The 25,966-nt window shown below is 54.2% G+C and carries 24 protein-coding genes; 20 read left to right on the plus strand and 4 right to left on the minus strand.

Annotation, left to right across the window (positions count from 1 at the left end; genetic code table 11):
- Nucleotides 1–64 precede the first annotated feature (64 nt).
- Nucleotides 65–1,015 carry an aminoimidazole riboside kinase gene (locus ABEH87_RS15450; protein ID WP_346577462.1) on the plus strand — a complete coding sequence of 317 codons (951 nt, stop codon included), beginning with the start codon at nt 65–67 and terminating at the stop codon, nt 1,013–1,015.
- A gap of 238 nt (nt 1,016–1,253) precedes the next feature.
- Here the strand turns inward: ABEH87_RS15450 and ABEH87_RS15455 are convergent, their stop codons facing one another.
- Entirely contained in the window at nt 1,254–1,826 is a 573-nt protein-coding gene (locus tag ABEH87_RS15455; protein WP_346577464.1) for a TetR/AcrR family transcriptional regulator, read from the minus strand.
- A gap of 121 nt (nt 1,827–1,947) precedes the next feature.
- Here ABEH87_RS15455 and ABEH87_RS15460 point away from each other — a divergent pair, with 121 nt between their 5' ends.
- The 8 genes from ABEH87_RS15460 to speG all read left to right on the plus strand — a co-directional run bounded on the left by ABEH87_RS15460 (nt 1,948) and on the right by speG (nt 10,743).
- Nucleotides 1,948–3,357: an amidase gene (locus tag ABEH87_RS15460; RefSeq protein ID WP_346577466.1), complete on the plus strand. Its 1,410-nt coding sequence runs from the start codon at nt 1,948–1,950 to the stop codon at nt 3,355–3,357.
- 343 nt (nt 3,358–3,700) lie between these two features.
- Nucleotides 3,701–4,555: a PA4780 family RIO1-like protein kinase gene (locus ABEH87_RS15465; protein ID WP_346577467.1), complete on the plus strand. Its 855-nt coding sequence runs from the start codon at nt 3,701–3,703 to the stop codon at nt 4,553–4,555.
- A gap of 160 nt (nt 4,556–4,715) precedes the next feature.
- Complete coding sequence (locus ABEH87_RS15470) at nt 4,716–5,102, plus strand: DUF1090 domain-containing protein (RefSeq protein WP_346577469.1); 387 nt, start codon at nt 4,716–4,718, stop codon at nt 5,100–5,102.
- 320 nt (nt 5,103–5,422) lie between these two features.
- On the plus strand, nt 5,423–6,472 hold the full coding sequence (locus ABEH87_RS15475; protein ID WP_346577470.1) for a hypothetical protein: 1,050 nt from the start codon (nt 5,423–5,425) through the stop codon (nt 6,470–6,472).
- Between the two features lie 2 nt (nt 6,473–6,474).
- Nucleotides 6,475–7,608, plus strand: coding sequence for a BamA/TamA family outer membrane protein (locus ABEH87_RS15480; RefSeq protein ID WP_346577472.1), 1,134 nt, complete (start codon nt 6,475–6,477; stop codon nt 7,606–7,608).
- A complete protein-coding gene (locus ABEH87_RS15485) occupies nt 7,608–8,750 on the plus strand; it encodes a DUF4056 domain-containing protein (protein WP_346577474.1) in 1,143 nt (380 codons plus the stop codon). Before ABEH87_RS15480 ends, ABEH87_RS15485 begins: the two co-directional genes overlap by 1 nt.
- 415 nt (nt 8,751–9,165) lie before the next feature.
- Nucleotides 9,166–10,032 (plus strand): nucleoside-specific channel-forming protein Tsx, encoded by an 867-nt coding sequence (locus ABEH87_RS15490; protein WP_346577476.1) that lies wholly within the window; start codon nt 9,166–9,168, stop codon nt 10,030–10,032.
- A gap of 144 nt (nt 10,033–10,176) precedes the next feature.
- Nucleotides 10,177–10,743 carry a spermidine N1-acetyltransferase gene (speG, locus tag ABEH87_RS15495; RefSeq protein ID WP_346577478.1) on the plus strand — a complete coding sequence of 189 codons (567 nt, stop codon included), beginning with the start codon at nt 10,177–10,179 and terminating at the stop codon, nt 10,741–10,743.
- A 43-nt stretch (nt 10,744–10,786) separates the two neighbouring features.
- On the opposite strand, the gene ABEH87_RS15500 is transcribed toward speG, so the two are convergent.
- The 3 genes from ABEH87_RS15500 to ABEH87_RS15510 all read right to left on the minus strand — a co-directional run bounded on the left by ABEH87_RS15500 (nt 10,787) and on the right by ABEH87_RS15510 (nt 13,137).
- Nucleotides 10,787–11,209: a hypothetical protein gene (locus ABEH87_RS15500; protein WP_346577528.1), complete on the minus strand. Its 423-nt coding sequence runs from the start codon at nt 11,207–11,209 to the stop codon at nt 10,787–10,789.
- An 87-nt stretch (nt 11,210–11,296) separates the two neighbouring features.
- Complete coding sequence (mmuP, locus tag ABEH87_RS15505) at nt 11,297–12,718, minus strand: S-methylmethionine permease (protein ID WP_346577480.1); 1,422 nt, start codon at nt 12,716–12,718, stop codon at nt 11,297–11,299.
- Between the two features lie 83 nt (nt 12,719–12,801).
- Nucleotides 12,802–13,137 (minus strand): DUF2002 family protein, encoded by a 336-nt coding sequence (locus tag ABEH87_RS15510; protein WP_346577482.1) that lies wholly within the window; start codon nt 13,135–13,137, stop codon nt 12,802–12,804.
- 150 nt (nt 13,138–13,287) lie between these two features.
- On the opposite strand from ABEH87_RS15510, the gene ABEH87_RS15515 reads away from it, so the two are divergent.
- The 11 genes from ABEH87_RS15515 to emrB all read left to right on the plus strand — a co-directional run bounded on the left by ABEH87_RS15515 (nt 13,288) and on the right by emrB (nt 25,896).
- The gene (locus ABEH87_RS15515; protein WP_346577484.1) at nt 13,288–13,611 is read left to right on the plus strand and encodes a DUF883 family protein; all 324 of its coding nucleotides are present in this window, start codon (nt 13,288–13,290) and stop codon (nt 13,609–13,611) included.
- Between the two features lie 282 nt (nt 13,612–13,893).
- Nucleotides 13,894–14,136 (plus strand): glutaredoxin-like protein NrdH, encoded by a 243-nt coding sequence (gene nrdH, locus ABEH87_RS15520; protein WP_346577485.1) that lies wholly within the window; start codon nt 13,894–13,896, stop codon nt 14,134–14,136.
- A 4-nt stretch (nt 14,137–14,140) separates the two neighbouring features.
- On the plus strand, nt 14,141–14,551 hold the full coding sequence (gene nrdI, locus ABEH87_RS15525; RefSeq protein WP_346577487.1) for a class Ib ribonucleoside-diphosphate reductase assembly flavoprotein NrdI: 411 nt from the start codon (nt 14,141–14,143) through the stop codon (nt 14,549–14,551).
- The gene (nrdE, locus tag ABEH87_RS15530; protein WP_346577530.1) at nt 14,548–16,674 is read left to right on the plus strand and encodes a class 1b ribonucleoside-diphosphate reductase subunit alpha; all 2,127 of its coding nucleotides are present in this window, start codon (nt 14,548–14,550) and stop codon (nt 16,672–16,674) included. The genes nrdI and nrdE overlap by 4 nt, the downstream gene beginning before the upstream one ends.
- A 112-nt stretch (nt 16,675–16,786) precedes the next feature.
- Nucleotides 16,787–17,746, plus strand: a complete 960-nt coding sequence (nrdF, locus tag ABEH87_RS15535; protein ID WP_346577489.1) for a class 1b ribonucleoside-diphosphate reductase subunit beta — start codon at nt 16,787–16,789, stop codon at nt 17,744–17,746.
- Between the two features lie 395 nt (nt 17,747–18,141).
- Nucleotides 18,142–19,338: a glycine betaine/L-proline ABC transporter ATP-binding protein ProV gene (proV, locus tag ABEH87_RS15540; RefSeq protein WP_346577491.1), complete on the plus strand. Its 1,197-nt coding sequence runs from the start codon at nt 18,142–18,144 to the stop codon at nt 19,336–19,338.
- Nucleotides 19,335–20,510, plus strand: coding sequence for a glycine betaine/L-proline ABC transporter permease ProW (gene proW / locus ABEH87_RS15545; RefSeq protein ID WP_346577493.1), 1,176 nt, complete (start codon nt 19,335–19,337; stop codon nt 20,508–20,510). Before proV ends, proW begins: the two co-directional genes overlap by 4 nt.
- 19 nt (nt 20,511–20,529) lie before the next feature.
- Nucleotides 20,530–21,525 (plus strand): glycine betaine/L-proline ABC transporter substrate-binding protein ProX, encoded by a 996-nt coding sequence (gene proX, locus ABEH87_RS15550; protein ID WP_346577494.1) that lies wholly within the window; start codon nt 20,530–20,532, stop codon nt 21,523–21,525.
- Between the two features lie 949 nt (nt 21,526–22,474).
- Complete coding sequence (mprA, locus tag ABEH87_RS15555) at nt 22,475–23,005, plus strand: transcriptional repressor MprA (RefSeq protein WP_346577496.1); 531 nt, start codon at nt 22,475–22,477, stop codon at nt 23,003–23,005.
- A gap of 165 nt (nt 23,006–23,170) precedes the next feature.
- Entirely contained in the window at nt 23,171–24,343 is a 1,173-nt protein-coding gene (gene emrA, locus ABEH87_RS15560) for a multidrug efflux MFS transporter periplasmic adaptor subunit EmrA (protein ID WP_346577498.1), read from the plus strand.
- Between the two features lie 17 nt (nt 24,344–24,360).
- Complete coding sequence (emrB, locus tag ABEH87_RS15565) at nt 24,361–25,896, plus strand: multidrug efflux MFS transporter permease subunit EmrB (RefSeq protein ID WP_346577500.1); 1,536 nt, start codon at nt 24,361–24,363, stop codon at nt 25,894–25,896.
- Nucleotides 25,897–25,966: the final 70 nt, after the last annotated feature.

The raw sequence follows: 25,966 nt of genomic DNA on the forward strand, positions 1-25,966 counted from the left end.
TAAAAAACTGACCTTCCCGCAGGTCGCGTTAAAAAAATAAGTTAATTATTATTGAGGAAATGTCATGAATATCTGGACTCTTGGCGATGCAGTGGTGGACCTTCTGCCGCTTTCAGACATGCAATATCAGGCCTGCGCAGGAGGAGCTCCGTACAATGTGGCAATTGGCGCTGCGCGTCTGGGCTGCCAGAGCGGTTTTATTGGCCGGGTTGGTGATGATGACTTTGGTTATTTTCTGAAAAAAACGCTGTCTGACTCAGCCGTCTCAACCGAAAGTCTCCAGTTGGATAATCAGCACAGAACCAGCACGGTATTGGTTTCTCTGGACCGCTCTGGCGAGCGTGGATTTACGTTTTTAACCAACCCCTCCGCAGATCAATTTTTAACGCCCGATGCGCTGCCCGACTTTAGCGACGATATTCTGCACTTCTGCTCTCTGGCCCTGGTCGCTGAAACGTGTCGTAATACGCTCATCACCGCCATCAGCCATATAAAGCAGCGTGGGGGATTACTGAGTTTCGATGTAAATTTACGGGAGCAAATGTGGCTCGATAAGCATGAAATGCTTGAGACGGTGCGCCATTTTGCCTCCCAGGCCGACATTCTTAAACTCTCGGAAGAAGAATGGCACTGGATGACGGGTACTCATGATTTTTCCCGTGCGCTTAATGCCCTCCACGCTCTGCCCGCGCAACTCAAAGTCGTGACCTACGGTGAGCAAGGTGCCATGGTGCTTTGGCGCGACAGCGTTATTCATTTCGATGGTTATACCGTCAACAGTGTTGATACAACCGGGGCTGGCGACGCGTTTGTAGCAGGTTTTCTGGCCTGGATTGCGCATAGCGGGATGCCGCAGAACGTTGAACAACTCCACCAGTCCATTGCTCAGGCCAGCGCCTGTGGTGCCCTCGCGACAACGCGCAAAGGGGCGCTGACCGCGCTACCTGATACCAACGCGCTCAATACCTTTATCACTCAATTCTCGCTACCGGATTACGAGGTGAAAAAGAGCTAACAGGATGAGAACACGCTTTATTCTCATGCTGGATACCAGCGCCATCCAGGCCGTTGAGCTGGGTGGTAAGCTGCAGCGGTAGAGACATTCCCTGACGCCATCCCTCCAGACTCTCTGCCGGTGTGGCGTTAACGGTCAGCTACCGCCGCCACTGCTGTGAGAGTGCGATAGTTTCTGTTTGAGAAGGCCACAGGCTGACCCTGACCCGAAATCCTGCTCCCACAACTGAAAACCACACTCATTTCCGAACGGCAGGCAGCAATCCTGCCTGTGAATACCCCTCGATAAGTTCATCGAAGAGGTTAATATCGTTCCGGCTTCTGGCCATTAACTGCGCGCCGGCAATCGCGGAAAAAATAGCCCGCGCCCGCGTTTCACTGTCGCCGGGCCCGGTAACCTGGGCCTCTTGCAGCTGCGCATTCAGCCACGCCACATTGACATCGGCAAATTTCTGTACCTCTGTTTTGACCGGATCTGGCAGGTCGTCATATTCGGCGGACATGAAGCTCCCCATGCACAGCCGGTTCTGACTTTCCAGCGAACGCCGAAATATATGAGGATAGCGGCTGAGACTTTTTAATGCGTCCCCTTCCGTTTCACGCAACGCCTGAAGATCCCGCGCCGTGTCCTCCCAGTAGCGTTGTGCAACTGCCGCTCCCAAATCTGCTTTGCTGGCGAAATGGTAATAAATGCTTGCCGCCTTGATACCCACGTCATCAGCCAGGGCGCGAATGTTCAGGCCGGTGTAACCATGGGCCTGGGCTGTCAGACGGGCGGCGTTCAGAATTTCATCTCTGGATGTCTTGCTCATTTTTTTCTCCTGAAGAAAGCACTAATTCTAACATCCGTTAGTTAGTTATTGACAGCGCAATCTCTTGCGCCTACTGTTTACCTACCAACTGTTAGTTAGTTTTTTTCTCAAAGAGGTAATAATGAGCCACGACATCTTTTATGCAGACGCAACTCAGCTGGCCAGCCTGATCCGCAGCCGTGATATTTCCCCCGTTGAAGTTATGCAGGCGCACATTGACCGAATTGCAGCCACTGATCCGCACGTAAATGCCATCGTTACGATGGCGGATGATGCGATGAAGCAGGCAGTCGCAGCGGAAGCCGCCGTAATGAGGGGAGATAATCTCGGCCTCTTGCATGGCGTTCCCTTCACGGTAAAAGATTCGATAGACACTGCCGGAGTGCTCACGCAGCGTGGCTCGCCTGTATTTAAAAATCGTCGCCCTGATGAGGATGCGACCAGCGTAGCGCGCCTTAAAAAGGCAGGCGGTATCCTGCTGGCGAAAACCAACCTGCCTGAGTTTTCATACTGGATCGAGAGCGATAACCTGCTTTCCGGCCGCTCAAATAACCCCTGGGATTTGACCCGGACACCGGGTGGCTCCAGCGGAGGTGAATCAGCGGCTATTGCTGCGGGAATGTCGCCGCTGGGTCTGGGTACCGATCTGGCTATTTCCGTGCGCGGGCCCGCTGCTCAGACCGGTATCACGTCGATGAAAGCCACGCACGGCAGCGTACCAATGACGGGGATCTGGCCGCGTGCTCCACGCCGTTTCTGGCACGTGGGCCCTATGGCCCGCTCCGTGCGTGATATTGCCCTGGCCTTTTCACAGCTGGCTGGTCCTGACGGGCACGACGGTTTTTCCAGTCACGCGCCCCTTTATACAGAGGGGCTGACATATGCGTCATCACGTCCGCTGCGAATTGGCTGGATGACCGGTCCCGGCTTTGGTCCCGTTGATCCGGAGGTCGCAGCCGTTGTTAAGTCAGCGGCTGATGCCCTGCACGGGCCCGGCGTGGTCGTGGAGCACGTGGGTATTCCGGCGCTGGAACAGGACTTTGCGCTGGATGTGTTCAACAGGCTGCACGTGATGGAAATGAAACCAGCATTTGCTGCGGCAACGGCAGGCCGTAACCCTGATGAGTTATATAAAATGGCAAAAACCATGCTGTCACTGCCGGATACGTCAATGTCTGACTTTATAGATGCGGAGCAGGCAGCAGAAAGGCTGAGGGATGGTTTTGCGGAATACTTCTCACAGTTTGATGCGCTGATTACCCACGTCCTTCCTGTTCCGGCACACAAGCACGGCGTGGAGCGCTTTGTGATTGACGGACAGGAGGTGGATGCAACCTATCTGCAGGGCGCGACTGTTCCGCTTAACGTTACGGGCTTACCCGGCATAGCACTCCCCTTCGGAAAAAGTCGGGAGGGGATGCCGATTAACGTTCAGATCGTCGGAAAATGGCATGCAGAGAGCACTATTTTACATATCGCTTCACGGCTTGAAGCCGTCAGCCCGGTGAAAGGATCCCATCCGTCGCTCTAATTAAAATTGGCCCCGTGAAGTAATGCGGGGCCATTTACATTCAGTCAAAAATGGCATTTTCGGGCGTCCGCTTTTCGGTCCCCCCGATCAGCGCTATCGGGGTGTCCGAGTGAGCATGGAGTAAAGTTTCCATTCCCCATGACGGCCGGCTGGTTCCTGCATGCGTTTTCTGTGCCTTTTCCCCTCTCTTCTTCCGACAAATTGCACAGCACGCAAGACACGGCTTTTTGCCAAACCATTTTTTCGCTAAAATGGAAGCATCTCAGTCAGACTCTGCCATTTGTTCAGTATCGCCGTCATTGTTTTTGATACGAAAAGCGGCTGAAATAAGGTATAAAGCCGCATGAAAATCCCAAAACGAATCCAACCGCTGGTCGACGATGGTCTGATAGACGATGTGCTTCAACGCCTCAAGAGCGGCAAAGAAGCAGACGTCTATACAGTGCTGTGCGGTGACAAAATCCAGTGTGCCAAAGTGTACAAAGAAGCTACGCAGCGTAGCTTTAAACAGGCTGTGCAGTATCAGGAAGGGCGCAAAGTTCGCAATACGCGTGACGCCCGCGCAATGAAAAAAGGCTCAAAATTCGGACGTAAGCAGCAGGAAGACTCCTGGCAAAATGCAGAGGTTGACGCGCTGTTCCGTCTGGCTAACGCCGGCGTTCGTGTACCCCAGCCCTATATTTGTGTTGAGGGCGTGCTGCTGATGGAGCTGGTCACTGATGCAGAAGGGGCCGTTGCGCCACGCCTCAGTGATGTCACCTCGACGGAAGAAAGCGCCGTTGCCGATTTCAATACGATGATCCGCAATATCGTACGCATGCTGTGTGCAGGCATTGTACATGGGGATTTATCGGAGTTTAACGTCCTGCTCGATGCTCAGGGGCCGGTGATTATCGACCTGCCGCAGGCGGTCGATGCGGCCGCTAACAACCTGGCTGAGTCGATGTTTGAGCGTGATGTCAATAACATCACCGCTTACTACGGCCAGTTCGCTCCGCAGTTACTGAAAACGCGCTATGCGAAAGAAATCTGGATGCTTTATGAAGATGGAAAGTTAACGCCGGAAACGCCGCTAACAGGCCGGTTTGTTGAAGCCACTCATAAAGTGGATGTGGATTCTCTGATGGATGAAATCATTGCCGCCGAAGATGAGTTCTACGAACGTCAGCGGGCCAGCAAAGAACGCGACGAAGAGTAACTGCCGTCGCCCAGCCCACCAGGTTCACTCCGGGTGGGCTTTTTTATCTCTGCCATTTCCCCCTTCAGCCGCCAGCATGGCCGTCATTTTTCCACGGTAAGAATCCCTTAAGAACTCCAGGTATAATAGCGTCCATCAGAACATCACTTTTGGAAAAACAATGAACCGCTATTTTGTCCTGCTCACCGCCACTCTTATTGCCAGCAGTTGCTTCACCGCTCAGGCCAGCAGCACGCTGACCGGCTGTGCGGCAAAGCAGCAGGAGATTAAACAAGAAATTCAGTATGCGGAAACGCACGCTAACCAGCACCGCCTCGCCGGCCTGAACAGAGCCCTGCAGGAGGTGACTGACCACTGTTCCGACAGCAGCCTGCTGAAACAGCGTCAGGCGAAGGTGGAAGAAAAGCAACGCAAGGTGCAGCAGCGCGAGCAGGAGCTGGCAGAGGCCAGGGCCGATGGCAGGCAGAGCAAAATCGACAAGCAGCTGACAAAGCTGGATGAGGCGCGCGATGAACTCAACGAGGCGCAGGCGGCCTTAACGCAGTAGATCTGAAAACGCCCTCCGGCAGGGCCTGATATTGTCCGTCAATCGACGGCTAATCACTCCCTGACGGCGGTCAGGGAGTTGACAAAAACAATTTAACAACAAATTGTGAAAAACATTAATTATCAATCCTCTCTCTGTCCATTTAAGAATATACGTATTTCAACGACCATTAAGAACCCCCCTATATTTAATCGTGGAGCGAAAAGTTATAATCGCAGGTAATACTATGCTGGCGCTTAAATATCGCATTTTCTGGAATGAAAATGCGTCAGGGAATCGCTATGCTCCCCGACCACTTCTCCTTAGATACACGGATTGTAATGATGAAGAAACTGCCATACACAATGGCGAAAATTTTCGCCGGGTTTATTGTGTCCTCTGCTCCGTTCATGCCTGCACTGGCTGAAGTCCCTAACGCTATCGCTCCCCCATCGCTGGACTATCACAGTGACCCCTTGTCCCCTCTGGCTAAGGAAGAAGAGCAACCGCAGAGGGGCTATGACTTTTTTGGCGAAACAACCGGTCCACTGCCCTTCTTTGGTGAAGAAATCCGTAAGCGTGGTTATGATTTACCCGACCCTTACGGGATTGGTTTTAATTACATGAATATGCGCCAGGACATTAAGGTAAATAGCATCGGTTTTACTAACCTTAAAATTCCCGCACTGTATCCCGGCATGGAGCCCATCCCTCTTCCCAGCGATATGTTTAATATTAACGTTGGTCACACCAGGGAGAGATCCAAAACCGAAAATGCCAGACTGGACACCTGGTTATTTCCCTTTATGAGTGTTTACGGCATTATTGGCCACACCAAAGGCAGCTCGGTGTCTGATGTTTCCGTCTGTACGTCCGGGGAGTGTCCGGGGGAACTTAAAAACCTGGACTTTACGCTGAAATTTAAGGGAACGACCTATGGCGGAGGCACTACGATTGCCTACGGTTACCACAACTGGTTTGGCACGCTGGACTTCAACTATACCCGCACTAAGTTCGATATCCTTGACGGCAGCACTTCAGCATTTACCTTCACCCCGCGTGTCGGCTATCGCTTTACCGTACCCGGTATTGAAAAATTTTCGATCCCGGTGTCTCATGCCAGCCTGTGGGTGGGCAGCATGTATCAGGATGTCACACAGAATTTTAACGGCAGCCTGAGCAACCTGCATATGCCGCAAAATCTGGTTGAGCTGGTGAACTTCGTTAACCTTGATAAAGAGGGCCGCTTTCGCGTTAAACAGCACCTCAAGTCGCCCTGGAATGTCCTGGTCGGTGGGCAATACGAACTCACCCGCAATTTCAACGTTATTACTGAAGTCGGCTTTGAGAAGCGCAACAGTCTGATGGTTGGTGGCGAGTTTCGTTTCTAAATATGCGCGCTAACCTTGGGCTACTGACGGCACTGCTGCTGATCTCGCCCCTGTCCCCTGCCGCGCTTTTCCCCAGCCAGGCAACGGTCGATCGCTACCTGGGTAAGTTGAGCTCACACGATGTAGATATGCGTAATGGCATCGACTGGAGCGTGGTGCCGGGGCCGTTTTACACTCCCGAGCTCGGCGTGGGGATTGGGGTTGCGGCGGTCGGGTTTTACCGGCCGGATAATTCCCGCCAGCAGCTGGCGCCATCGTCGCTGTCACTGACCGGGTTTGGCAGCTCGACGGGAGCCTTCGGATTAGGTTTCGAAAACTACACCTTTTTGCACAACGATCGCTGGCGCCTGAATCTCTTCGGTGACATCAGCCACCGCCCGCTGGATTACTGGGGCCAGGGATATTCCGCCGGGCACCATAAGCGCGGCAAACAATCCTACAATTCGCGCGCCATCAACATGGCCCCCCAGATCCTGTACCGGCTGAGGCCGCATACCTATGCCGGGATCGGCGGGTCCCTGAACTATCAGAAGGCCAGCGGGTTACAACACAAGGCGACAGGGAGCTTCTTTCAGCATCCGGTCAGGCTCAGTGAACTGAACGTAGGTGTCAGCCTGCTTTTCAGCTACGATACACGGGATTTCACCCTTAATCCGTCTCATGGCCAGTTGCTCAATATTAGCTATACCGATTACACCCCAACGCTGGGCAGTGATAACCGTCTTAATGTCTGGGATATGCAGTACGACCTTTACCACTCGCTCAACCCGACAACCCTGCTGGCGTGGGAGCTTTATGGTCGCTTCGCCGGGGGGCACGTCCCCTGGACGATGGACGGCTCCCTGGGTGACAGCCATCATCTGCGGGGATATTACCAGGGGCGTTATCGCGATCGCAACGTGGTGAGCACACAGCTTGAATTACGCAAAAAACTGAACTGGCGCCATGGCATCGTTGCCTGGGCTGGCGCAGGCAGTATGTCCTCCAGAGCCAGAGATGTTGCAGACGGTCACTGGCTTCCCTCCGTGGGCCTCGGCTATCGTTTTAAGATTAAGCAAAGAATGAACTTACGTCTCGACTATGGCGTGGGTCAGAAAAGTTCAGGTTTCTATTTTCAGGTTGGGGAAGCCTTTTAATGAAAAAAACATGGCTGATGTTAAGTCTGGTATTAAGCGCCTGCCAGGCGCCGCCGCAGCCGGAGTCAGATTTAAAACAGGGTGATTTACAGTTACCTGCGGCACAGGCGAAACAGGTCTGGCCGACCCTTCCCTCGCTGACGGCACCGGATGGCCTGCGCCCCTGCTGCGCCTTCGGCTATGAGGTGCGCGCTAAATTACTGGGCATTCCCGTCCCCTTTATTCATTTCAACAATGTGGTGGACCCGGATAATACGGGTGAACATCACTATAACGACAGCTGGATAAGCATGATCATGACGCTGACGGGCATGAACAGCGAGCATGACGGGATTATTTATACGCGCCGCGGCGGATTTATCGATCTTGCCCACGTGCGGGATACTGCCGATAACACGCTTTGGCTGTTTAACCAGATCTTACCGCAGCTCGGCCATGCCGGAACCATCAAACTCCCCGATGAACTTGGGCAGCGCATTATCCGGCTATCGTCATTCCCCGCGCCTGACAGCGAACTGGATCGCTACAATCTGGCGGTCAGGCTGGCTGCGCAACTGGCCTTCCAGCTTGCTGTCTGGCATGAAGTGGCTCAGTGGTACGGTTATCAGTCGGTACCGGGGTATCCTGAAGGAGTGTCTGCATTCTCACTGGAAGATCTGTACTCCAATCTGCTGGGTGCGCGCATTGCTATCGACCTGCTTAACACCGGCGGCGGCGTGTCAATGGCGCAGTATCAACAGTCGATGGCGCAGATGCTTGCGGAGGCGCTAAAACAGCTGCAGGCGGTCAGCCCCAAAGATACCCGCTTTCAGTTTGATATGGTGGATGGCAAATGGTGGAACAGCCACTGCCGCCTGCCGGATAAATTCCTCCTGCGCATGCGCAACTACAGTACCCGCGACCGCCGACTGCCCACTCGCCCGGCAGACACGGTTCCTGAACTGTGGTTAACGCTGCCCGACCGGTTTAACCACCAGCCTCTTGCTGATTTTGCCCGGCTGGAAATCTGGCAGGGCGAGGATATGGCGAAACTCCCCGCTCCTGACCTGATGTACGGCTATCACGATTTTGCGGCCCTCGCCCAGCAGGCTGAAAAAGCCGATCGCCAGCATTTACAGAGGTACGGTGAACAGTGTGACTAGCGAAATATTCACATCGCGACCCCGCTCATCCATAAGCCAGCCTTATAACTCAATTTGAAAGGGGGCGGTGACGTTTTCCCGGCGGCGGCCCATTTTTTTTCCTTAGTCGGTGAAAAACACCAGGCAACCGTTTTCCTTGCTGACGATCCCGCTGAAAACCCTCTTTCTGAATAAGTTCCCTTTTAGTAGGGTTATTTTGTGACAACCATCACACTTTAGCTGAATTGAAATGAAACAGAATTTGACAAGTGTGAGCAATCTCTATTTCCTAATGCGCTGATAGCGGCACACTGCCGCAGCATTGATGGCGGGTGCTTTCTTCGACGTTTTGAACGCTCACTTGTCGCCCATAGATAACATGACCCGATTGGCGCACTGGCTACAGAACCGGGTCTCAGAGCATGTGGTAATAATAATGAAATATAAAATTATGATGGCTGGTGCGCTGGCCGCGCTCTCTTATACCAACGTTTCTTTTGCCGCTGACAATAACGCGGAATATGTTTCAGACTGGTGGCATCAGAGCGTTAACGTGGTCGGCAGCTATCACACCCGCTTCGGGCCGCAGCTGAACAACGATGTGTATCTGGAATACGAAGCCTTTGCCAAAAAGGACTGGTTCGATTTCTACGGCTATATCGATGTGCCTAAATTCTTCGGCGTGGGCAACGGCAATGACGTCGGCGCATGGGATGACGGCTCCCCGTTCTTTATGGAGATCGAACCGCGCTTCTCTATCGACAAGCTGACCGGCACCAGTCTGGCATTTGGCCCGTTCAAAGAGTGGTACTTCGCCAACAACTATATCTACGATATGGGTGATAACCGCGCCAATCGTCAGAATACCTGGTATATGGGTCTGGGTACCGACATCGACACCCACTCGGATATTGGCCTGTCATTCAACGTGTACGCCAAATATCAGTGGGCAAACTACGGCGCAGCGAACGAAAACCAGTGGGATGGTTACCGCTTCAAGGTGAAATACTTCGTCCCGCTGACCCAGCTGTGGGGCGGCAACCTGAGCTATATCGGCTTTACCAACTTTGACTGGGGCTCCGACCTGGGCGATAACTCCGCACCGGCGCGTACCAGCAACTCCATCGCTTCCAGCCATATTCTCTCGCTGGGCTATGACCACTGGCACTATTCCGTTGTGGCGCGTTACTTCCACAACGGCGGACAGTGGAACGACGGCACCGAGCTGAACTTCGGGAAAGGTGATTTCAACGTGAAATCAAACGGTTTCGGTTACTACCTGGTGGTCGGTTACAACTTCTGATCGCCGGCGGCGCGGGGGCCGGAAAAACGGTTCCCCCACCATCCGCAAAAAACCATGCTGAACGCGCCTCCGGGCGCGTTTTTTTTGCCGGTGATAAAACGTTATACTCGTGCGGCAATATTGCATCCTCTAAAAGGAATTTTTATGTCTGCTAAGTCTGTCGATCACAGCGTGAAACTACGCCCGCTGGAGCGCGAAGATCTGCGGTTTGTCCATCAACTGGATAATAACGCCAGCGTCATGCGCTACTGGTTTGAAGAGCCGTACGAGGCGTTTGTTGAGCTGTCCGATCTTTACGACAAGCATATTCACGATCAGAGTGAGCGGCGCTTTGTCGTCGAGCACGAAGGGAGCAATGCCGGGCTGGTAGAGTTAGTGGAGATTAACCATATCCACCGCCGCGCGGAGTTTCAGATTATTATCGCCCCCAGCCATCAGGGCAAAGGGCTGGCCAGTAAAGCGGCAAGGCTGGCGATGGATTACGGTTTTTCAGTGCTGAACCTGTATAAACTCTACCTGATCGTCGATAAAGAGAACGAAAAGGCCATCCACATTTATCGCAAGCTGGGCTTTGAAATTGAAGGCGAGCTGATCCACGAATTCTTTATCAACGGTGAATACCGCAACACTATCCGCATGTGCATTTTCCAGCATCAGTATCTGGAAAAATTTAAACCGGCACACAGCATGGTGAAAACCACCGCACAGTAATAAAAAAACGGCAGGTGGGATAAGCCAGCCTGCCGTTGTGGTATCAGCCGCCGCGCGCGCCGACCGGATTCATAATGGTCAGCAAGCGCTCCGGCTCTATCTTGTACATCCCGCCATAGAACGGATCAACCAGCAGCCAGCCGGGGAAGCCGAGCAGCGGGATATTCCCCAGCAGATACCACAGATTCGGGCTCTCCTTCAGCGGCAGCGTCTGCGGCACATAGCCCTGACGTTCCAGCATCACCAGATACTTTTTCTTGCCGAAGTAGTTACCGTTAGACTTCATCAGCGTGACGGTTTTCGGCGTGTAGCCCTCCGCCACCGCTTTACCGGTCTCATCCTGCACGACAAACTTCACGCCCGGAGGCTGAGTCTGCAGAGTGACGTCCTGCGTTTCACTACCGACAATCGTGGCGCAGCCACTTAACATCCACGCTGCTGCCAGCGCTGCTATCAGCCGTTTCATCATTCATCCTGCCTGAATCCATCATGCTATCAGTTTACGCGCCAGCCGCCGTAAGCTAGCGCGCTAATACCGAGATGAATTGGTGGTTTATTCAGCCATTGACCTGGGGGTGGAAGGACGCTCAGAAGCCGTTTTGCTGCGGCGCTGCGTCAGCCAGTGGCCTGCATAGCACAGGGCAACAAAGGGCAGCCCGCACCACAGCGCAATGCGCTGTTCGGGGTCGAACGCCAGCCCGATACAGGCCAGCAGGCACAGGGCAAAGCCCAGAACCGGCGTCAGTGGGAACCAGGGAGCACGATACTTCAGCTCGCTGACGTGATTCCCCGCGCGCAGCCAGGCCCGACGAAAACGGTAGTGAGATGCACAGATGCTCAGCCAGACCGCTACCACGGCAAAGCCGGAGATGGCCGACAGAGCGACAAAAACAGTATCCGCCGCCACAACGCTTGTCAGCAGCGCCAGCAGCCCGCCCAGCATACTGACGGAGATCGCCACCAGCGGGATCCCGCGCCGCGTCAGGCGGGTAAAGCAGTGAGGCAGGGTCTGTTGATTGGCCAGCGACCACAGCATACGGCCGGAAGCATACAGCCCGGAATTCGCCGCGGAGAGGATCGCCGTCAGAATGACGAAGTTAATGATATCAGCCGCATACGGAATGCCGATCTTCTCAAAGACCAGCACAAACGGGCTTTTTACAATCCCGGCCTGATCCATCGGGATCAGACTGGCGAGGATCAGCACGGTGCCCACGAAAAAGAGGATCAGACGCGCGACCGTGGTGCGAATTGCCAGCGGTAATACTCTGTGCGGCTCTTCCGTTTCACCGGCAGCAATGCCGATGAGCTCCGTTCCTGAGAAGGCAAAGTTAACGGCCACCATGGTCATCAGGATCGGCAACACGCCGTGCGGAAACCATCCGGAGGCGGTGAGATGATGGAAAAACGGAGCCGGAGTACCGTCATGCAGCGGGATAAAACCAAACATCGCTGCCCCGCCCAGTATCAGGAAGGCGAGGATGGTGATCACTTTCACCACAGAGAACCAGAATTCAGCTTCAGCAAAAAAGCGCGAGGAGACCACATTCAGCAGGAAGATCAGCGTGCAGAACAGCAGGCACCACAGCCAGACCGGCGAATCAGGGAACCAGTACTGCATACAGAATCCCGCAGCGGTCAGGCTGGAACCCAGCGCCACGGTCCAGGTCAGCCAGTACAGCCAGGCGACGGTGTAACCCGTGGCAGGGCTGAGATAACGGGCAGCATAAACATGAAAGGCGCCGGTTTCAGGCATCGCCACGGACAGTTCACCGAGGCTGAGCATGACCAGCCAGACCACCAGCGCGCCGATCAGATAGGCCAGCAGCGTACCCGCAGCACCGGTGGTGGAGATGATATACCCGGTATTAAAAAACAGCCCGGTTCCGATGACACCACCGAGAGAAAGCATCACCAGATGGCGGGCTTTCATACTGCGTTTGAACTGTTGCGGGGCCTGCTCTTGCTGCATCATGCTAAAAATCCGTATAGACGTCTGAACTGCCAGGTGCCCGCGTTATACCGATTCAACACGCTGAAAGCAACGAACAACAGGCATTACCCAAACATCCTTTCCAGATAACGTTCAAGTGCTACACGCGAACTGAAGCCGTGAGGAATACCGTAGTGGTCGTTATTCTCCCCTGCCAGATACATCGGGAAACGCACGTAATGATCGCAGGTTTTCACATCTGACGAGGCCGCAGTGATGGCCTGGCTTCGCTCTTTCAGCGTAGGATGGATCACCAGCGCAGTCCGGCCCAGGCGCGCCTCACGGTTAACGTAAACGTAGTCTTCACCGCGACGGTAACCGTAGGTTTTGGCGGTGACCGCATCCATTTCAAATCCCGCTTTTTCCAGTACGCGTGCAACCTCATCCGGTCGTAAATACATGCTTGTTCCTCTCAGTCTGCTAACCCGGCAACCTTACAACAGGCAGCGTTGTCAGGGCTTTCGGATTAGTCCATAAACGCCGTTAATGTGCGGACGTTCCCGGTGGGTGTTCTATACTTATTAATACTTTTTAGACTAATGGAGCGAAAAATGTTCAACCGGACAGTGAAAAATGACGATATTGACCTGAATCAGGATGTTTCTCTGCTGGCTGACAGCCTGGACGACCTGCTGAAATCCTGGGGCAGCAAATCAAAAGATGAGGCCGATGGCGCACGCGCCAGGGCTGAGGCGCTACTGAAAGAGACGCGGGCAAAACTGCACGGACGTAACCGCGTGAGCCAGGCAGCAAGAGATGCCGGTGGTCACGTCGATGACTACGTGCGTGAAAAACCCTGGCACGGTGTCGGGATTGGTGCCGCACTGGGTATTATCGTCGGCGCGCTGATTGCGACCAGCACCTCCGATCGATAGTCTAAAAAAACAGCATTACCCAAAAGCCCGTAGCGAAAGCGACGGGCTTTTTTTTGTCTGCATTTTTTTATTTGGGCGAAATCCTTGTGCCACAGGGCTTGTGTGTGAGCTGGCTATATAAATATGAAAAACCTATATGTTGTGTGGTTGCAATCTGTGAGCACTATATCTAGTATTTACACCATCGAGACCACACAACAGGGTGTGGCAGTCGCGGCGCTGTCAGACGGTGATTCAGCGCCAGAGAAGTCAGACAGAAAGCCCACAAGGTAAATACGAATCATGCGCATTATTATTTACACTAAAGATAACTGTGTCCAGTGCAACGCCACAAAAAATGCCATGGATAAAAAAGGGATCGATTATCAGCTGATCAATCTGGACAGCGAACCCGCTCACGTGGAAACCCTGAAGTCTCTTGGCTACCGTCAGGTTCCGGTCGTGATGGCAGAGCAGGATCACTGGAGCGGCTTTCGCCCGGACAAAATTCTTGCACTGAGCCACCTGGCGACGGCGCGGAGTTAGCATCATGACCCTGCTGGTCTATTTTTCCAGCCTGTCTGAAAACACCCACCGTTTCATCACCCGTCTGAATCTGCCCGCGCTGCGCATCCCTCTCGACGAGAGCCAGCGCCTGCAGGTGGACGAGCCTTATATTCTGGTGGTGCCCAGCTACGGTGGCGGCACGGCTCAGGGTGCGGTCCCCCGACAGGTGATTCAGTTCCTGAACGACACCCATAACCGTCAGCGGATCCGTGGCGTTATCGCCGCAGGCAATCGTAACTTTGGCGAGGCTTACTGCCTGGCTGGCGACATTATTGCGCGAAAATGTCAGGTGCCTTATCTCTATCGCTTCGAGCTGATGGGCACCTCTGACGATATTGCTAACGTACACAAGGGAGTTACCCAATTTTGGCAGCGACAGACAGCACACTCATAGAGACCACCGCGACAGCACCGGATTACCACGCGCTTAACGCGATGCTTAATCTGTACGATGCCGACGGAAATATTCAGTTCGAAAAGGACCGCGAGGCCACGCGTCAGTATTTTATCCAGCATGTGATCCCCAACACCGTTCAGTTCGACTCCATTGCTGAACGCTTACAGTATCTGGTTTCCGAAGGCTATTACGAAGCCGACGTGCTGAATGCCTGGCCGTTTGAGTTTGTCTGCACGCTGTTCCAGAAGGCTTACGACCAGCGCTTCCGCTTCCAGACGTTCCTCGGGGCGTGGAAGTTTTATACCAGCTACACGCTGAAAACCTTCGATGGCAAACGCTATCTGGAGGGCTTCACCGAACGCGCGTGCATGGTGGCTCTGACGCTGGCAAAAGGCGACCAGGCTTTGGCGCTGGCGCTGACTGATGAAATTCTTGCCGGACGCTTCCAGCCGGCCACGCCGACTTTTCTGAACTGCGGTAAACAGCAGCGCGGTGAGCTGGTCTCCTGCTTCCTGTTGCGCATTGAAGACAATATGGAATCGATTGGTCGTGCGGTGAACTCCGCGCTGCAGCTGTCCAAGCGCGGCGGCGGCGTGGCGTTCCTGCTCTCTAACCTGCGTGAATCCGGTGCACCGATTAAGCGTATTGAAAACCAGTCTTCCGGGGTGATCCCGGTAATGAAAATGCTGGAAGATGCATTCTCTTACGCGAATCAGCTGGGTGCCCGTCAGGGCGCGGGAGCGGTCTATCTCAACGCGCACCACCCGGATATCCTTCGTTTCCTGGATACCAAACGCGAAAATGCCGACGAAAAAATCCGGATTAAAACGCTGTCGCTCGGGGTGGTGATCCCGGATGTGACCTTCCAGCTGGCGAAAGACAACCAGCCGATGGCGCTGTTCTCACCGTACGACGTCGAGCGTCTTTACGGCCTGCCGTTTGCCGATATCAGCATCAGCGAGAAGTATGAAGAGATGCTGGCCGATCAACGTATTCGTCGCACCTTTATCGATCCGCGTGAGTTCTTCCAGACGCTGGCAGAAATCCAGTTTGAGTCCGGCTATCCGTACATTATGTTTGAAGATACGGTGAACCGCGCTAATCCGATCCACGGGCGCATTAACATGAGCAACCTGTGTTCGGAGATCCTGCAGGTCAATACGCCGACCGAATACAACGAAGACCTGAGCTATAAACGCATCGGCAAGGATATCTCCTGCAACCTCGGTTCGCTCAATATTGCCCATGCGATGGACTCCGCTGATTTCGCCCGCACCATCGAGATAGCCGTGCGCGGTCTGACGGCTGTGTCTGACCAGAGTCATATCCACTCGGTGCCCTCCATCGAACAGGGCAACGCACAGTCGCACGCCATTGGCCTCGGGCAGATGAACCTGCACGGCTATCTGGCGCGGGAAAGTATTCAGTATGGTTCCGAAGAGGGGCTGGATTTCACCAATATCTACTTCTATACCGTGACCTACCACGCGCTGCGTACCTCAAACCTGCTGGCACGCGAACGCGGCACCAGCTTCAGCGGGTTCAGCGACTCACGCTACGCCAGCGGTGAATACTTTAATCAGTATGTTGAGCAGAGCTGGCAGCCCCGCACGGCGCGAGTGGCGGAGCTGTTCGCCAACGCCGGGATTGCCATTCCAACGCAGTCACAGTGGCAGGCGCTGAAAGAAGCGGTGATGCAGTACGGACTGTACAACCAGAATTTACAGGCCATTCCGCCAACGGGATCGATCTCCTACATCAACCACGCCACGTCGAGCATTCACCCGATTGTGTCGCGCATTGAGATCCGTAAAGAGGGAAAAACCGGCCGCGTTTACTACCCTGCCCCGTTTATGAACAATGACAATCAGGCGTTCTACCGCGATGCCTATGACATTGGCCCGGAAGCGATTATTGATACCTACGCCGAAGCCACGCGCCATGTTGATCAGGGGCTGTCGCTGACGCTGTTCTTCCGCGATACCGCCACCACGCGCGATATCAACAGAGCACAGATTTATGCCTGGAAGAAGGGCATCAAGACGCTGTACTACATTCGTCTGCGCCAGATGGCGCTGCAGGGTACGGAAGTTGAAGGCTGCGTTTCCTGCTCGCTGTAATCCGTTAAACGGGCGGGGTTCGGCCCCGCCCCTGCCAATAACGAAACCACGCACCGTATCGCGTAGGGGTCAGGTACACCTGACCCGCTGAGATCTGCCCAGGAACAACACCATGAAATTAAAAAAAGTTCACGCCATTAACTGGAACAAAATCGAAGACGACAAAGATCTTGAGGTCTGGAACCGTCTGACCAGCAACTTCTGGCTGCCGGAAAAAATCCCGCTCTCGAACGATATTCCGGCGTGGAACGCCCTGAGTCACGAGGAACAACAGCTGACCATTCGGGTGTTCACCGGCCTGACGCTGCTGGATACCATTCAGAATACCCTTGGCGCACCGGCACTGATGGCTGACGCGCTCACGCCGCACGAAGAGGCGGTGATGTCGAATATCAGCTTTATGGAAGCGGTTCATGCGCGCTCTTACAGCTCGATCTTCTCCACGCTCTGTCATACCAGCGATGTCGATGCCGCTTACGCCTGGAGCGAGGAGAATCTCCCGCTTCAGCGCAAAGCGGAGATCATTCTTCAGCACTACGCCGAAAACGACCCGCTGAAGAAGAAAATCGCCAGCGTCTTCCTTGAATCGTTCCTGTTCTATTCCGGTTTCTGGCTGCCAATGTACTGGTCAAGCCGCGGAAAGCTGACCAATACCGCTGACCTGATCCGCCTGATTATCAAAGATGAAGCCGTCCACGGTTACTACATTGGTTATAAGTATCAGAGGGCGCTGGAGACGCAGAGTGCAGAACGCAAGGAGGAGCTGCAACAGTTCGCCATTGAGCTGCTGCTGTCGCTGTATGAAAATGAGCTGGAATACACCGACGCGCTGTATCAGGGCGTTGGCTGGCAGGAAGATGTGAAAAAATTCCTGCATTACAATGCCAATAAAGCGCTGATGAATCTCGGTTATGAGGCGCTGTTCCCCTCAGAGATGACCGATGTTAGCCCGGCAATCCTCTCTGCGCTGTCACCGAACGCGGATGAAAACCATGATTTCTTCTCCGGTTCCGGCTCTTCTTATGTGATGGGTAAAGCCGTCGATACCGAAGACGCTGACTGGGACTTTTAATCTCTTCACCGGTGGCTGTAAACGGCAGCCACCTTTCTTTCCTTTCGCTTTTAATTAGTTATTATTTTTCAGTCACCCACCTTTAGTTTGATGACACCAATATGACCATTTCCTGACGATTATTTGTCGTCTCTTCTGTCGCATCAGACAGATAATTCGACACTCTCACAGATGATTCTTAGCAAGATATTCATTTTTTTCAGACTTGTTCAATTCCCCCTCATCCCTTACCTGCTCTGACATTAGGCGGGACTGGCATCTCTTTCACCATTTCCGATCGCGCCTTTTAGGGTTGTCTCAGATTCTCAGTGTGCTACGGTATAGGCCGTTAATATTTAACCACACAGAAGAGCTGAATATATAAAACCAACCATAACCAGGAAAATAATTAATGCATGGCTATTAAACTTGAAGTCAAAAATTTATATAAAGTTTTTGGGGAAAACCCCGAGCGCGCATTTAAGCACATTGAAAAAGGGATCAGTAAAGAGGCACTTCTGGAAAAAACCGGCCTGTCTCTTGGCGTGAAAGACGCCAGTCTGGCCATTGAAGAAGGCGAGATTTTTGTCATCATGGGGTTATCCGGTTCCGGTAAATCTACCATGGTCCGCCTTCTCAATCGTCTGATAGAACCCACCCGGGGCCAGGTCATTATTGATGGTGAGGATATTGCCAAAATATCCGACAGTGAATTACGCCAGGTCCGCAGAAATAAGATCAGCATGGTATTCCAGTCCTTCGCATTAATGCCGCATATGACGGTATTAAATAATGCTGCATTTGGTATGGAATTAGCCGGAATCCCCCTTCAGGAACGGCAGGAAAAAGCCCTTGATGCATTACGTCAGGTGGGGCTGGATAATTATGCTCATGCCTACCCGGATGAACTCTCCGGCGGGATGCGTCAGCGCGTTGGATTAGCCCGCGCACTGGCCATCAACCCTGACATATTATTGATGGATGAAGCCTTCTCCGCACTCGATCCTTTAATTCGAACTGAAATGCAGGATGAGCTGGTGAAATTGCAGTCTCGCCACCAGCGCACCATTGTCTTTATTTCCCACGATCTCGATGAAGCCATGCGCATCGGCGACCGCATTGCCATTATGCAGGGCGGTGAAGTGGTGCAGGTCGGTACGCCGGATGAAATCCTCAATAATCCGGCCAACGACTATGTGCGCACGTTCTTCCGCGGCGTGGATATCAGCCAGGTGTTCAGCGCGAAAGATATCGCCCGCCGCAGTGCCGCTGCGCTGATCCGTAAAGCCCCTGGCTTCGGCCCGCGTTCGGCGATCAAACTGCTGCAGGACAATGACCGCGAGTACGGCTACGTGCTGGAAAAACAGCGCTTTGTCGGCACCGTTTCTGTTGATTCCCTGAAGGCCGCACTGGCCGCCGGAGAAGGGCTGGACCAGGCGCTGCTCGACAGCCCTGCGCCCATGCCTGCCGATACTTCACTGAGTGACCTGCTGTCGCATGTGGCGCAGGCCCCCTGCGCGGTGCCGATCGTCGGTGAAGAAGGACAGTACGTCGGAATTATTTCCAAAGGAACATTGTTACAGGCATTAGACCGTGACGGAGGCCAGCCATGAGTGAACAAACCAGTAACCCGTGGGATACCAGCGCCCAGACGACTAACGCCCCCACCGACGGCAGCCAGCCAGCCGCCAGCAGCAGCGACCCATGGGGAACGCCCTCTGACGCGGCCACCAGCCAGCCGGCACCCGATGCGGCAGGCAGCAGTGCCGATGCCTGGGGAACGCCCTCCGGTGGTAGCGGTCACGAAGCGGCGGCCAGCAGCAGCGACTGGCTGAACAGCGCCCCGGCTCCCCAGGCTGAACACTTTAATATTCTCGACCCTTTCCATAAAACGCTGATCCCCCTCGACAGCTGGGTGACCACGGCCATCGACTGGATCGTGACTCACTTCCGTCCGCTGTTCCAGGGCATCCGCCTGCCGGTGGACTATATTCTCAGCGCCTTCCAGAACCTGCTGTTAGGCATGCCTGCCCCGGTGGCTATTATCGTGTTTGCACTGATTGCCTGGCAGCTTTCCAGCGTCGGTATGGGTATTGCCACACTGGTGTCGCTGATCGCCATTGGTGCAATAGGTGCCTGGTCGCAGGCCATGGTGACGCTGGCGCTGGTGCTGACCGCGCTGTTCTTCTGCATCATCATCGGCTTACCTATGGGGATCTGGCTGGCCCGCAGCCAGAGGGCGGCAAAAATTATCCGTCCGCTGCTGGATGCCATGCAGACCACCCCGGCCTTCGTTTATCTGGTGCCGATTGTCATGCTGTTCGGTATCGGTAACGTGCCAGGGGTCGTGGTGACGATTATCTTTGCCCTGCCGCCGATTGTGCGTCTGACCATTCTGGGGATTAAGCAGGTGCCCGCCGATCTGATCGAAGCGGCTGAATCGTTTGGTGCCAGCCCGCGTCAGATGTTGTTCAAAGTGCAGCTCCCGCTGGCGATGCCAACCATTATGGCCGGGGTGAACCAGACCCTGATGCTGGCGCTGTCGATGGTCGTCATCGCCTCAATGATCGCCGTTGGCGGGCTCGGCCAGATGGTGCTGCGCGGGATCGGCCGTCTGGATATGGGCCTGGCCACTGTCGGCGGAGTCGGCATTGTGATTCTGGCAATTATTCTTGACCGTCTGACCCAGTCGCTGGGACGCGACAGCCGCAGCCGTGGCAATCGTCGCTGGTACGCCAGTGGTCCTCTGGGTCTGCTGACGCGTCCGTTCTGTGAAACCAAATAACAAGAAGGTACTCATGACTATGCGAAAAATTACACTGCTGGCCGCCGCGTTCACCACGCTGGCCGTGGCTCAGGTTTCCGCCGCCGACCTGCCGGGTAAAGGCATTACGGTTAAGCCAGTACAGAGCACCATTACAGAAGAGACCTTCCAGACGTTGCTGGTCAGCCGCGCGCTGGAAAAACTGGGCTACACTGTCGATGCTCCCAGCGAAGTCGACTATAACGTCGGCTACACCTCGCTGGCTTCCGGCGATGCCACCTTCACCGCTGTCAACTGGCAGCCGCTGCACGATGATATGTATAAAGCCTCTGGCGGTGACGCGAAGTTATACCGCAAGGGAACCTTTGTTCAGGGTGCCGCGCAGGGTTATCTGATTGATAAAAAAACTGCTGAAAAATACCACATCACCAATATTGAGCAGTTAAAAGACCCTAAAATCGCCAAGCTGTTTGACAGCAATGGTGACGGTAAAGCGGACATGACAGGATGTACGCCTGGCTGGGGCTGTGAAGCCGTGATCAACCATCAGATTAAAGCCTTTAATTTGAGTCAGACCGTTGAGCATAACCAGGGTAACTATTCGGCAATGATCGCCGATACCATCACGCGCTATAAAGAAGGCAAACCCGTTCTGTACTACACCTGGACGCCGTACTGGGTGAGTGATGTACTGGTGCCGGGGCGCGATGTTGTCTGGTTACAGGTTCCCTTCTCTTCCATGCCGGGCGAGCAGAAAGATGTCGATACCAAGCTGCCTAACGGCGCTAACTACGGCTTCCCGGTGAACACCATGCACATCGTTGCCAATAAAGCCTGGGCTGAGAAAAATCCGGCGGCGGCCAAACTGTTCTCAGAAATGAAGCTGCCGATTACGGATATCAATGCGCAAAACTCACGTATGCATCAGGGTCAGTCTTCGGAAGCGGATATCAACGCGCACGTTGATGGCTGGATCAAAGCGCACCAGGCGCAGTTCGATGGCTGGGTGAAAGACGCGCTGGCGGCGGGTCATTAAATCAGACCTGCGCAGGGGCGACCTTTTGTTTCGGTCGCCCCTCCGGACCTGATGCCCGCAAAGGCAGGGCGACCAGAAAAGCGGTCGCCCCCTACGGTTGTCCCGCTGGTGGGGCAACTGGTTTGTCCTGTCAATTATCATGTGAGTGAAATAGTTATTTGAGTTATTATTAGCGTATAGGATAATTCTCACGCTGATACTGGTTGTTATGAAATCCCCTCATGCTGGCCTCAATCCCGCTCTGGTCGTAGTGATGTCAATCGCTTCTGTCCGCTTGAAAAATCTCGCCTCTGGTACCCGCTTTTTACTGGCCCTCATTATCGGGATAATCCGACTCGATCTTGCGTTACAGGCCGGGCATATTACCCATCAGAGCACGGCCTGGCGGCACAAACCCAAAGCCCTCAAGCCGCTGGCAGTCGGATAAATGACCCACTATTTAGTCGTCGGTAACGCCGTGTCGCCACTATGCGCCACCCTCGTTGAGGCCGCAGACGGGTATGGCCCCCGCGTCACTGGCGCTCTGTTAACCATTGTTAATCTATTAAACGGGTGGCGAAGTCATCACTTTGAGGTTGAAGCGCATTGATTTTTCGCGGAGAAAATGAAGTTTTTTCAGCACTAGCAGCCTGTTAAGACTTTTCTCACTCTGGTAAGGTTAGGCGCAATTTATTCAGGTCGGTTATGTTTTCACATGAAATCATTCAGTAACAGCAGAGTAACATTCGCGCCTGCCCGCGCAAAACCGCCCGGCCTGGGACTATTTGACATCTCTATTACGCGCAGCACGGTTTTCGATGCTGTTAAGCGCCCTGGGTTATGGAGTGACCTGGAAACACCTGATGATGACTGCAGTTTTGTGAACGATTCACCCTCTGCAAAAAAGTGGCATTGCTTTATTAATCATCACCGTTATTATACCCGTTGTAACTAGTGAGGTTCCTTTATAATGGAAAGTTCGTTTACTCCCATTGAACAGATGCTGAATTTTCGTGCCAATCGTCAGAAAGATTTCCCCTTACAGGAGATCATGCTGACCCGTCTGTGTATGCATATGCAAAGTAAGTTGCTGGATAACCGCAACAAAATGCTGAAAGCACAGGGGATTAACGAAACGTTGTTTATGGCATTAATCACGCTGGATGCGCAGGAAGATCACAGTATTCAACCCTCTGAACTGAGTTCGGCTCTGGGTTCTTCCCGCACCAACGCCACGCGTATTGCCGATGAGCTTGAGAAGCGCGGCTGGATTGAGCGCCGTGAAAGCGACAACGATCGCCGCTGTCTGCACCTGCACCTGACGCCAAAAGGGCACGAATTTCTGCGCCAGCTGCTGCCGCCTCAGCACCAGTGTCTGCAACTGGTGTGGTCAGCCTTGAGCACATCTGAAAAATCGCAGCTGGAAGGTATTACCCGCAAGCTGTTGAACAGACTTGATAAAATGGATGAAGAGGAAGTCGTCGCTTCCCTCTCCCGTTAAATGTTCCATTAATAGCATATTGTGCGACACAGTCTTTACTGGAAATCGCTACCTTACGCTTCCTAAACTTTATTCATGCCAGCGCTCATCCCGCTGGCATTTTAGACTCGGGCGTTTGCCATTCATTACGGCACGCCCCTATGGCGAGAAAACCAGGAGAGAAACATGAGTGACAGCGCGGTGGCGCAACAGCCGCAACAGCCTAAGAATAAGAAAAAGACGCGCAAAAACGCCCTGATTTTTCTGGCTGTTATTTTCGTCATCCTTGGGGTGGCCTGGCTGACATACTGGTTCCTGGTATTGCGTCATTTTCAGGAAACCGATGATGCCTATGTGGCAGGAAACCAGGCGCAGGTGATGGCCCAGGTCTCCGGCAGCGTGAATAAAGTCTGGTTTGACGATACCGACTTTGTGAAGAAAGGTGACGTGCTGGTGACGCTGGATCGCACCGATGCCGAGCAGGCGTTCGAGAAAGCGCAAACGGCGCTGGCAACCAGCGTACGCCAGACCCATCAGCTGATCATTAACAGCAAACAGTATCAGGCGACGATTGCGCTGCAAAAAACCGCGCTCGAACAGGCGCAGACTGATTTACGCCGTCGTGAACCACTGGGTGCCTCCAACCTGATTGGTAAAGAAGACCTGCAACACGCCCGTGATGCCGTGGCGACCGCCAAAGCGCAGCTTGATGTGGCTACACAGCAGTACAACGCTAACCAGGCGATGATTCTGGACACCGCCCTGGAGAACCAGCCCGCGGTTAAACAGAACGCAGCCGCCTTACGTGATGCGTGGCTCGCTTTACAGCGTACAGAAGTGATCAGCCCCATCGATGGCTACGTTTCGCGCCGCAGCGTGCAGGTAGGGTCACAGATCGGCACTACCACGCCGCTGCTGGCGATCGTTCCGGCGACCAACCTCTGGGTGGACGCGAACTTTAAAGAGACGCAGCTGGCAGGCGTTCGCATCGGTCAGCCAGCCACGGTCATCAGTGATATCTACGGTGATGACGTGGTTTACCACGGTAAAGTGGTCGGCCTTGATATGGGTACGGGCAGCGTGTTCTCTCTGCTCCCGGCGCAAAATGCTACCGGCAACTGGATTAAAGTCGTTCAGCGTCTGCCCGTGCGCATCGAACTTGACCCACAGGAAGTGGCAAAACATCCGCTGCGCATTGGTCTGTCCACGCTGGTTAAAGTTGACACCAGTAACAGTGACGGTGCCGTCCTTGCCACCAGCGTACGCAGCAAACCCGCCTATGAAAGTGATGCGCTGGCACGCGATCTGACACCAGCAAACCAGCTGATTGCCGATATCATCCGTGCCAATGCCGGTTAATAAGGCGGGAGACTGTTATGGCGCGTAAGCCCTTAGAAGGCACGCAGCTGGTCCTGATGACCATTGCGCTGTCGCTGGCGACTTTTATGCAGGTGCTGGACTCGACGATTGCTAACGTGGCCATCCCGACCATCGCCGGTAACCTGGGGGCCTCAAACTCTCAGGGCACCTGGGTGATCACCTCGTTTGGCGTGGCAAACGCCATCTCGATTCCGATCACCGGCTGGCTGGCAAAACGTTTCGGGGAAGTGAAGCTGTTCATGTGGTCGACGGTGGCCTTTGCCGTCGCCTCCTGGCTGTGCGGCATGTCCGAAAGCCTGACCATGCTGATCTTCTTCCGCGTGATCCAGGGCATCGTCGCGGGTCCGCTGATCCCGCTGTCGCAGAGCCTGCTGTTAAACAACTATCCTCCGGCAAAGCGCAGCGTGGCGCTGTCGCTGTGGGCGATGACGGTGATCGTTGCACCGATCTGCGGCCCGATCCTCGGCGGCTGGATCAGTGATAACTATCACTGGGGATGGATCTTCTTCATCAACGTGCCCATCGGCGTGGTGGTGGTGATCCTGGCCCTGCAGACCCTGCGTAACCGCGAAACCGAAACCGTGATCCGCCCGATCGATACCGTCGGCCTGGTTCTGCTTGTTGTCGGCATTGGCTGCCTGCAAATCATGCTGGACCGGGGTAAAGAGCTGGACTGGTTCAGCTCCAATGAAATCATTACATTAACGGTGATCGCCGTCGTAGCCCTGGTGGTGCTACTCGTCTGGGAGTTGACCGACGACCATCCGATAGTGGATTTGTCGCTGTTTAAATCGCGCAACTTCACGATTGGCTGCCTGTCGATCAGCCTGGCCTATATGCTCTACTTCGGGTCTATCGTACTGCTGCCACAGCTGTTGCAGGAGGTTTACGGTTACACGGCCACCTGGGCCGGGCTGGCTTCGGCTCCGGTCGGCATTATCCCGGTGATCCTGTCGCCGATTATCGGTCGTTTTGCCCACAAGCTGGATATGCGACGACTGGTGACGTTCAGCTTCATCATGTATGCGGTGTGCTTCTACTGGCGTGCGTATACCTTTGAACCGGGAATGGATTTTGCCGCATCTGCGTGGCCGCAGTTTATCCAGGGCTTTGCAGTGGCCTGCTTCTTTATGCCTCTGACCACCATCACCCTGTCGGGGCTGCCACCCGAGCGAATGGCGGCGGCATCGAGCCTGTCGAACTTTACCCGAACGCTGGCGGGCTCGATTGGTACCTCGATTACCACCACGATGTGGACCAATCGCGAGTCATTGCATCACGCCCAGCTGACGGAGTCCGTGACGCCGTACAACGTGAATTCGCAGCAGATGTACGCAAAGCTGGAGCAGATGGGCATGAGTCATGACCAGGCATCGGCTTACCTGGCACAGCAGATCACCAATCAGGGGCTGATTATTTCGGCCAATGAGATCTTCTGGGCTTCTGCCGGGGTGTTCCTGATCCTGCTGGTGCTGGTGTGGTTTGCCCGTCCACCGTTTGGTGCAGGTGGCGGTGGCGGCGGCGCGCATTAATAAAAAAAGGGCGGATCGTTGATCCGCCCCTACAGTAAGGGCGACTGCTTAACAGCGGCCGCCCTTATTT

The organism is Erwinia sp. Eh17-17, assembly GCF_039675725.1.
In the GTDB taxonomy this organism is placed as follows: Bacteria; Pseudomonadota; Gammaproteobacteria; order Enterobacterales; family Enterobacteriaceae; genus Erwinia.

Bases quoted from the DNA above. Each gene is read 5' to 3' on its own strand.
- ABEH87_RS15450 (WP_346577462.1), top strand. From the start codon at position 65: ATGAATATCTGGACTCTTGGCGATGCAGTGGTGGACCTTCTGCCGCTT.
- ABEH87_RS15455 (WP_346577464.1), bottom strand. From the start codon at position 1,826: ATGAGCAAGACATCCAGAGATGAAATTCTGAACGCCGCCCGTCTGACA.
- ABEH87_RS15460 (WP_346577466.1), top strand. From the start codon at position 1,948: ATGAGCCACGACATCTTTTATGCAGACGCAACTCAGCTGGCCAGCCTG.
- ABEH87_RS15465 (WP_346577467.1), top strand. From the start codon at position 3,701: ATGAAAATCCCAAAACGAATCCAACCGCTGGTCGACGATGGTCTGATA.
- ABEH87_RS15470 (WP_346577469.1), top strand. From the start codon at position 4,716: ATGAACCGCTATTTTGTCCTGCTCACCGCCACTCTTATTGCCAGCAGT.
- ABEH87_RS15475 (WP_346577470.1), top strand. From the start codon at position 5,423: ATGATGAAGAAACTGCCATACACAATGGCGAAAATTTTCGCCGGGTTT.
- ABEH87_RS15480 (WP_346577472.1), top strand. From the start codon at position 6,475: ATGCGCGCTAACCTTGGGCTACTGACGGCACTGCTGCTGATCTCGCCC.
- ABEH87_RS15485 (WP_346577474.1), top strand. From the start codon at position 7,608: ATGAAAAAAACATGGCTGATGTTAAGTCTGGTATTAAGCGCCTGCCAG.
- ABEH87_RS15490 (WP_346577476.1), top strand. From the start codon at position 9,166: ATGAAATATAAAATTATGATGGCTGGTGCGCTGGCCGCGCTCTCTTAT.
- speG (WP_346577478.1), top strand. From the start codon at position 10,177: ATGTCTGCTAAGTCTGTCGATCACAGCGTGAAACTACGCCCGCTGGAG.
- ABEH87_RS15500 (WP_346577528.1), bottom strand. From the start codon at position 11,209: ATGAAACGGCTGATAGCAGCGCTGGCAGCAGCGTGGATGTTAAGTGGC.
- mmuP (WP_346577480.1), bottom strand. From the start codon at position 12,718: ATGATGCAGCAAGAGCAGGCCCCGCAACAGTTCAAACGCAGTATGAAA.
- ABEH87_RS15510 (WP_346577482.1), bottom strand. From the start codon at position 13,137: ATGTATTTACGACCGGATGAGGTTGCACGCGTACTGGAAAAAGCGGGA.
- ABEH87_RS15515 (WP_346577484.1), top strand. From the start codon at position 13,288: ATGTTCAACCGGACAGTGAAAAATGACGATATTGACCTGAATCAGGAT.
- nrdH (WP_346577485.1), top strand. From the start codon at position 13,894: ATGCGCATTATTATTTACACTAAAGATAACTGTGTCCAGTGCAACGCC.
- nrdI (WP_346577487.1), top strand. From the start codon at position 14,141: ATGACCCTGCTGGTCTATTTTTCCAGCCTGTCTGAAAACACCCACCGT.
- nrdF (WP_346577489.1), top strand. From the start codon at position 16,787: ATGAAATTAAAAAAAGTTCACGCCATTAACTGGAACAAAATCGAAGAC.
- proV (WP_346577491.1), top strand. From the start codon at position 18,142: ATGGCTATTAAACTTGAAGTCAAAAATTTATATAAAGTTTTTGGGGAA.
- proW (WP_346577493.1), top strand. From the start codon at position 19,335: ATGAGTGAACAAACCAGTAACCCGTGGGATACCAGCGCCCAGACGACT.
- proX (WP_346577494.1), top strand. From the start codon at position 20,530: ATGCGAAAAATTACACTGCTGGCCGCCGCGTTCACCACGCTGGCCGTG.
- mprA (WP_346577496.1), top strand. From the start codon at position 22,475: ATGGAAAGTTCGTTTACTCCCATTGAACAGATGCTGAATTTTCGTGCC.
- emrA (WP_346577498.1), top strand. From the start codon at position 23,171: ATGAGTGACAGCGCGGTGGCGCAACAGCCGCAACAGCCTAAGAATAAG.
- emrB (WP_346577500.1), top strand. From the start codon at position 24,361: ATGGCGCGTAAGCCCTTAGAAGGCACGCAGCTGGTCCTGATGACCATT.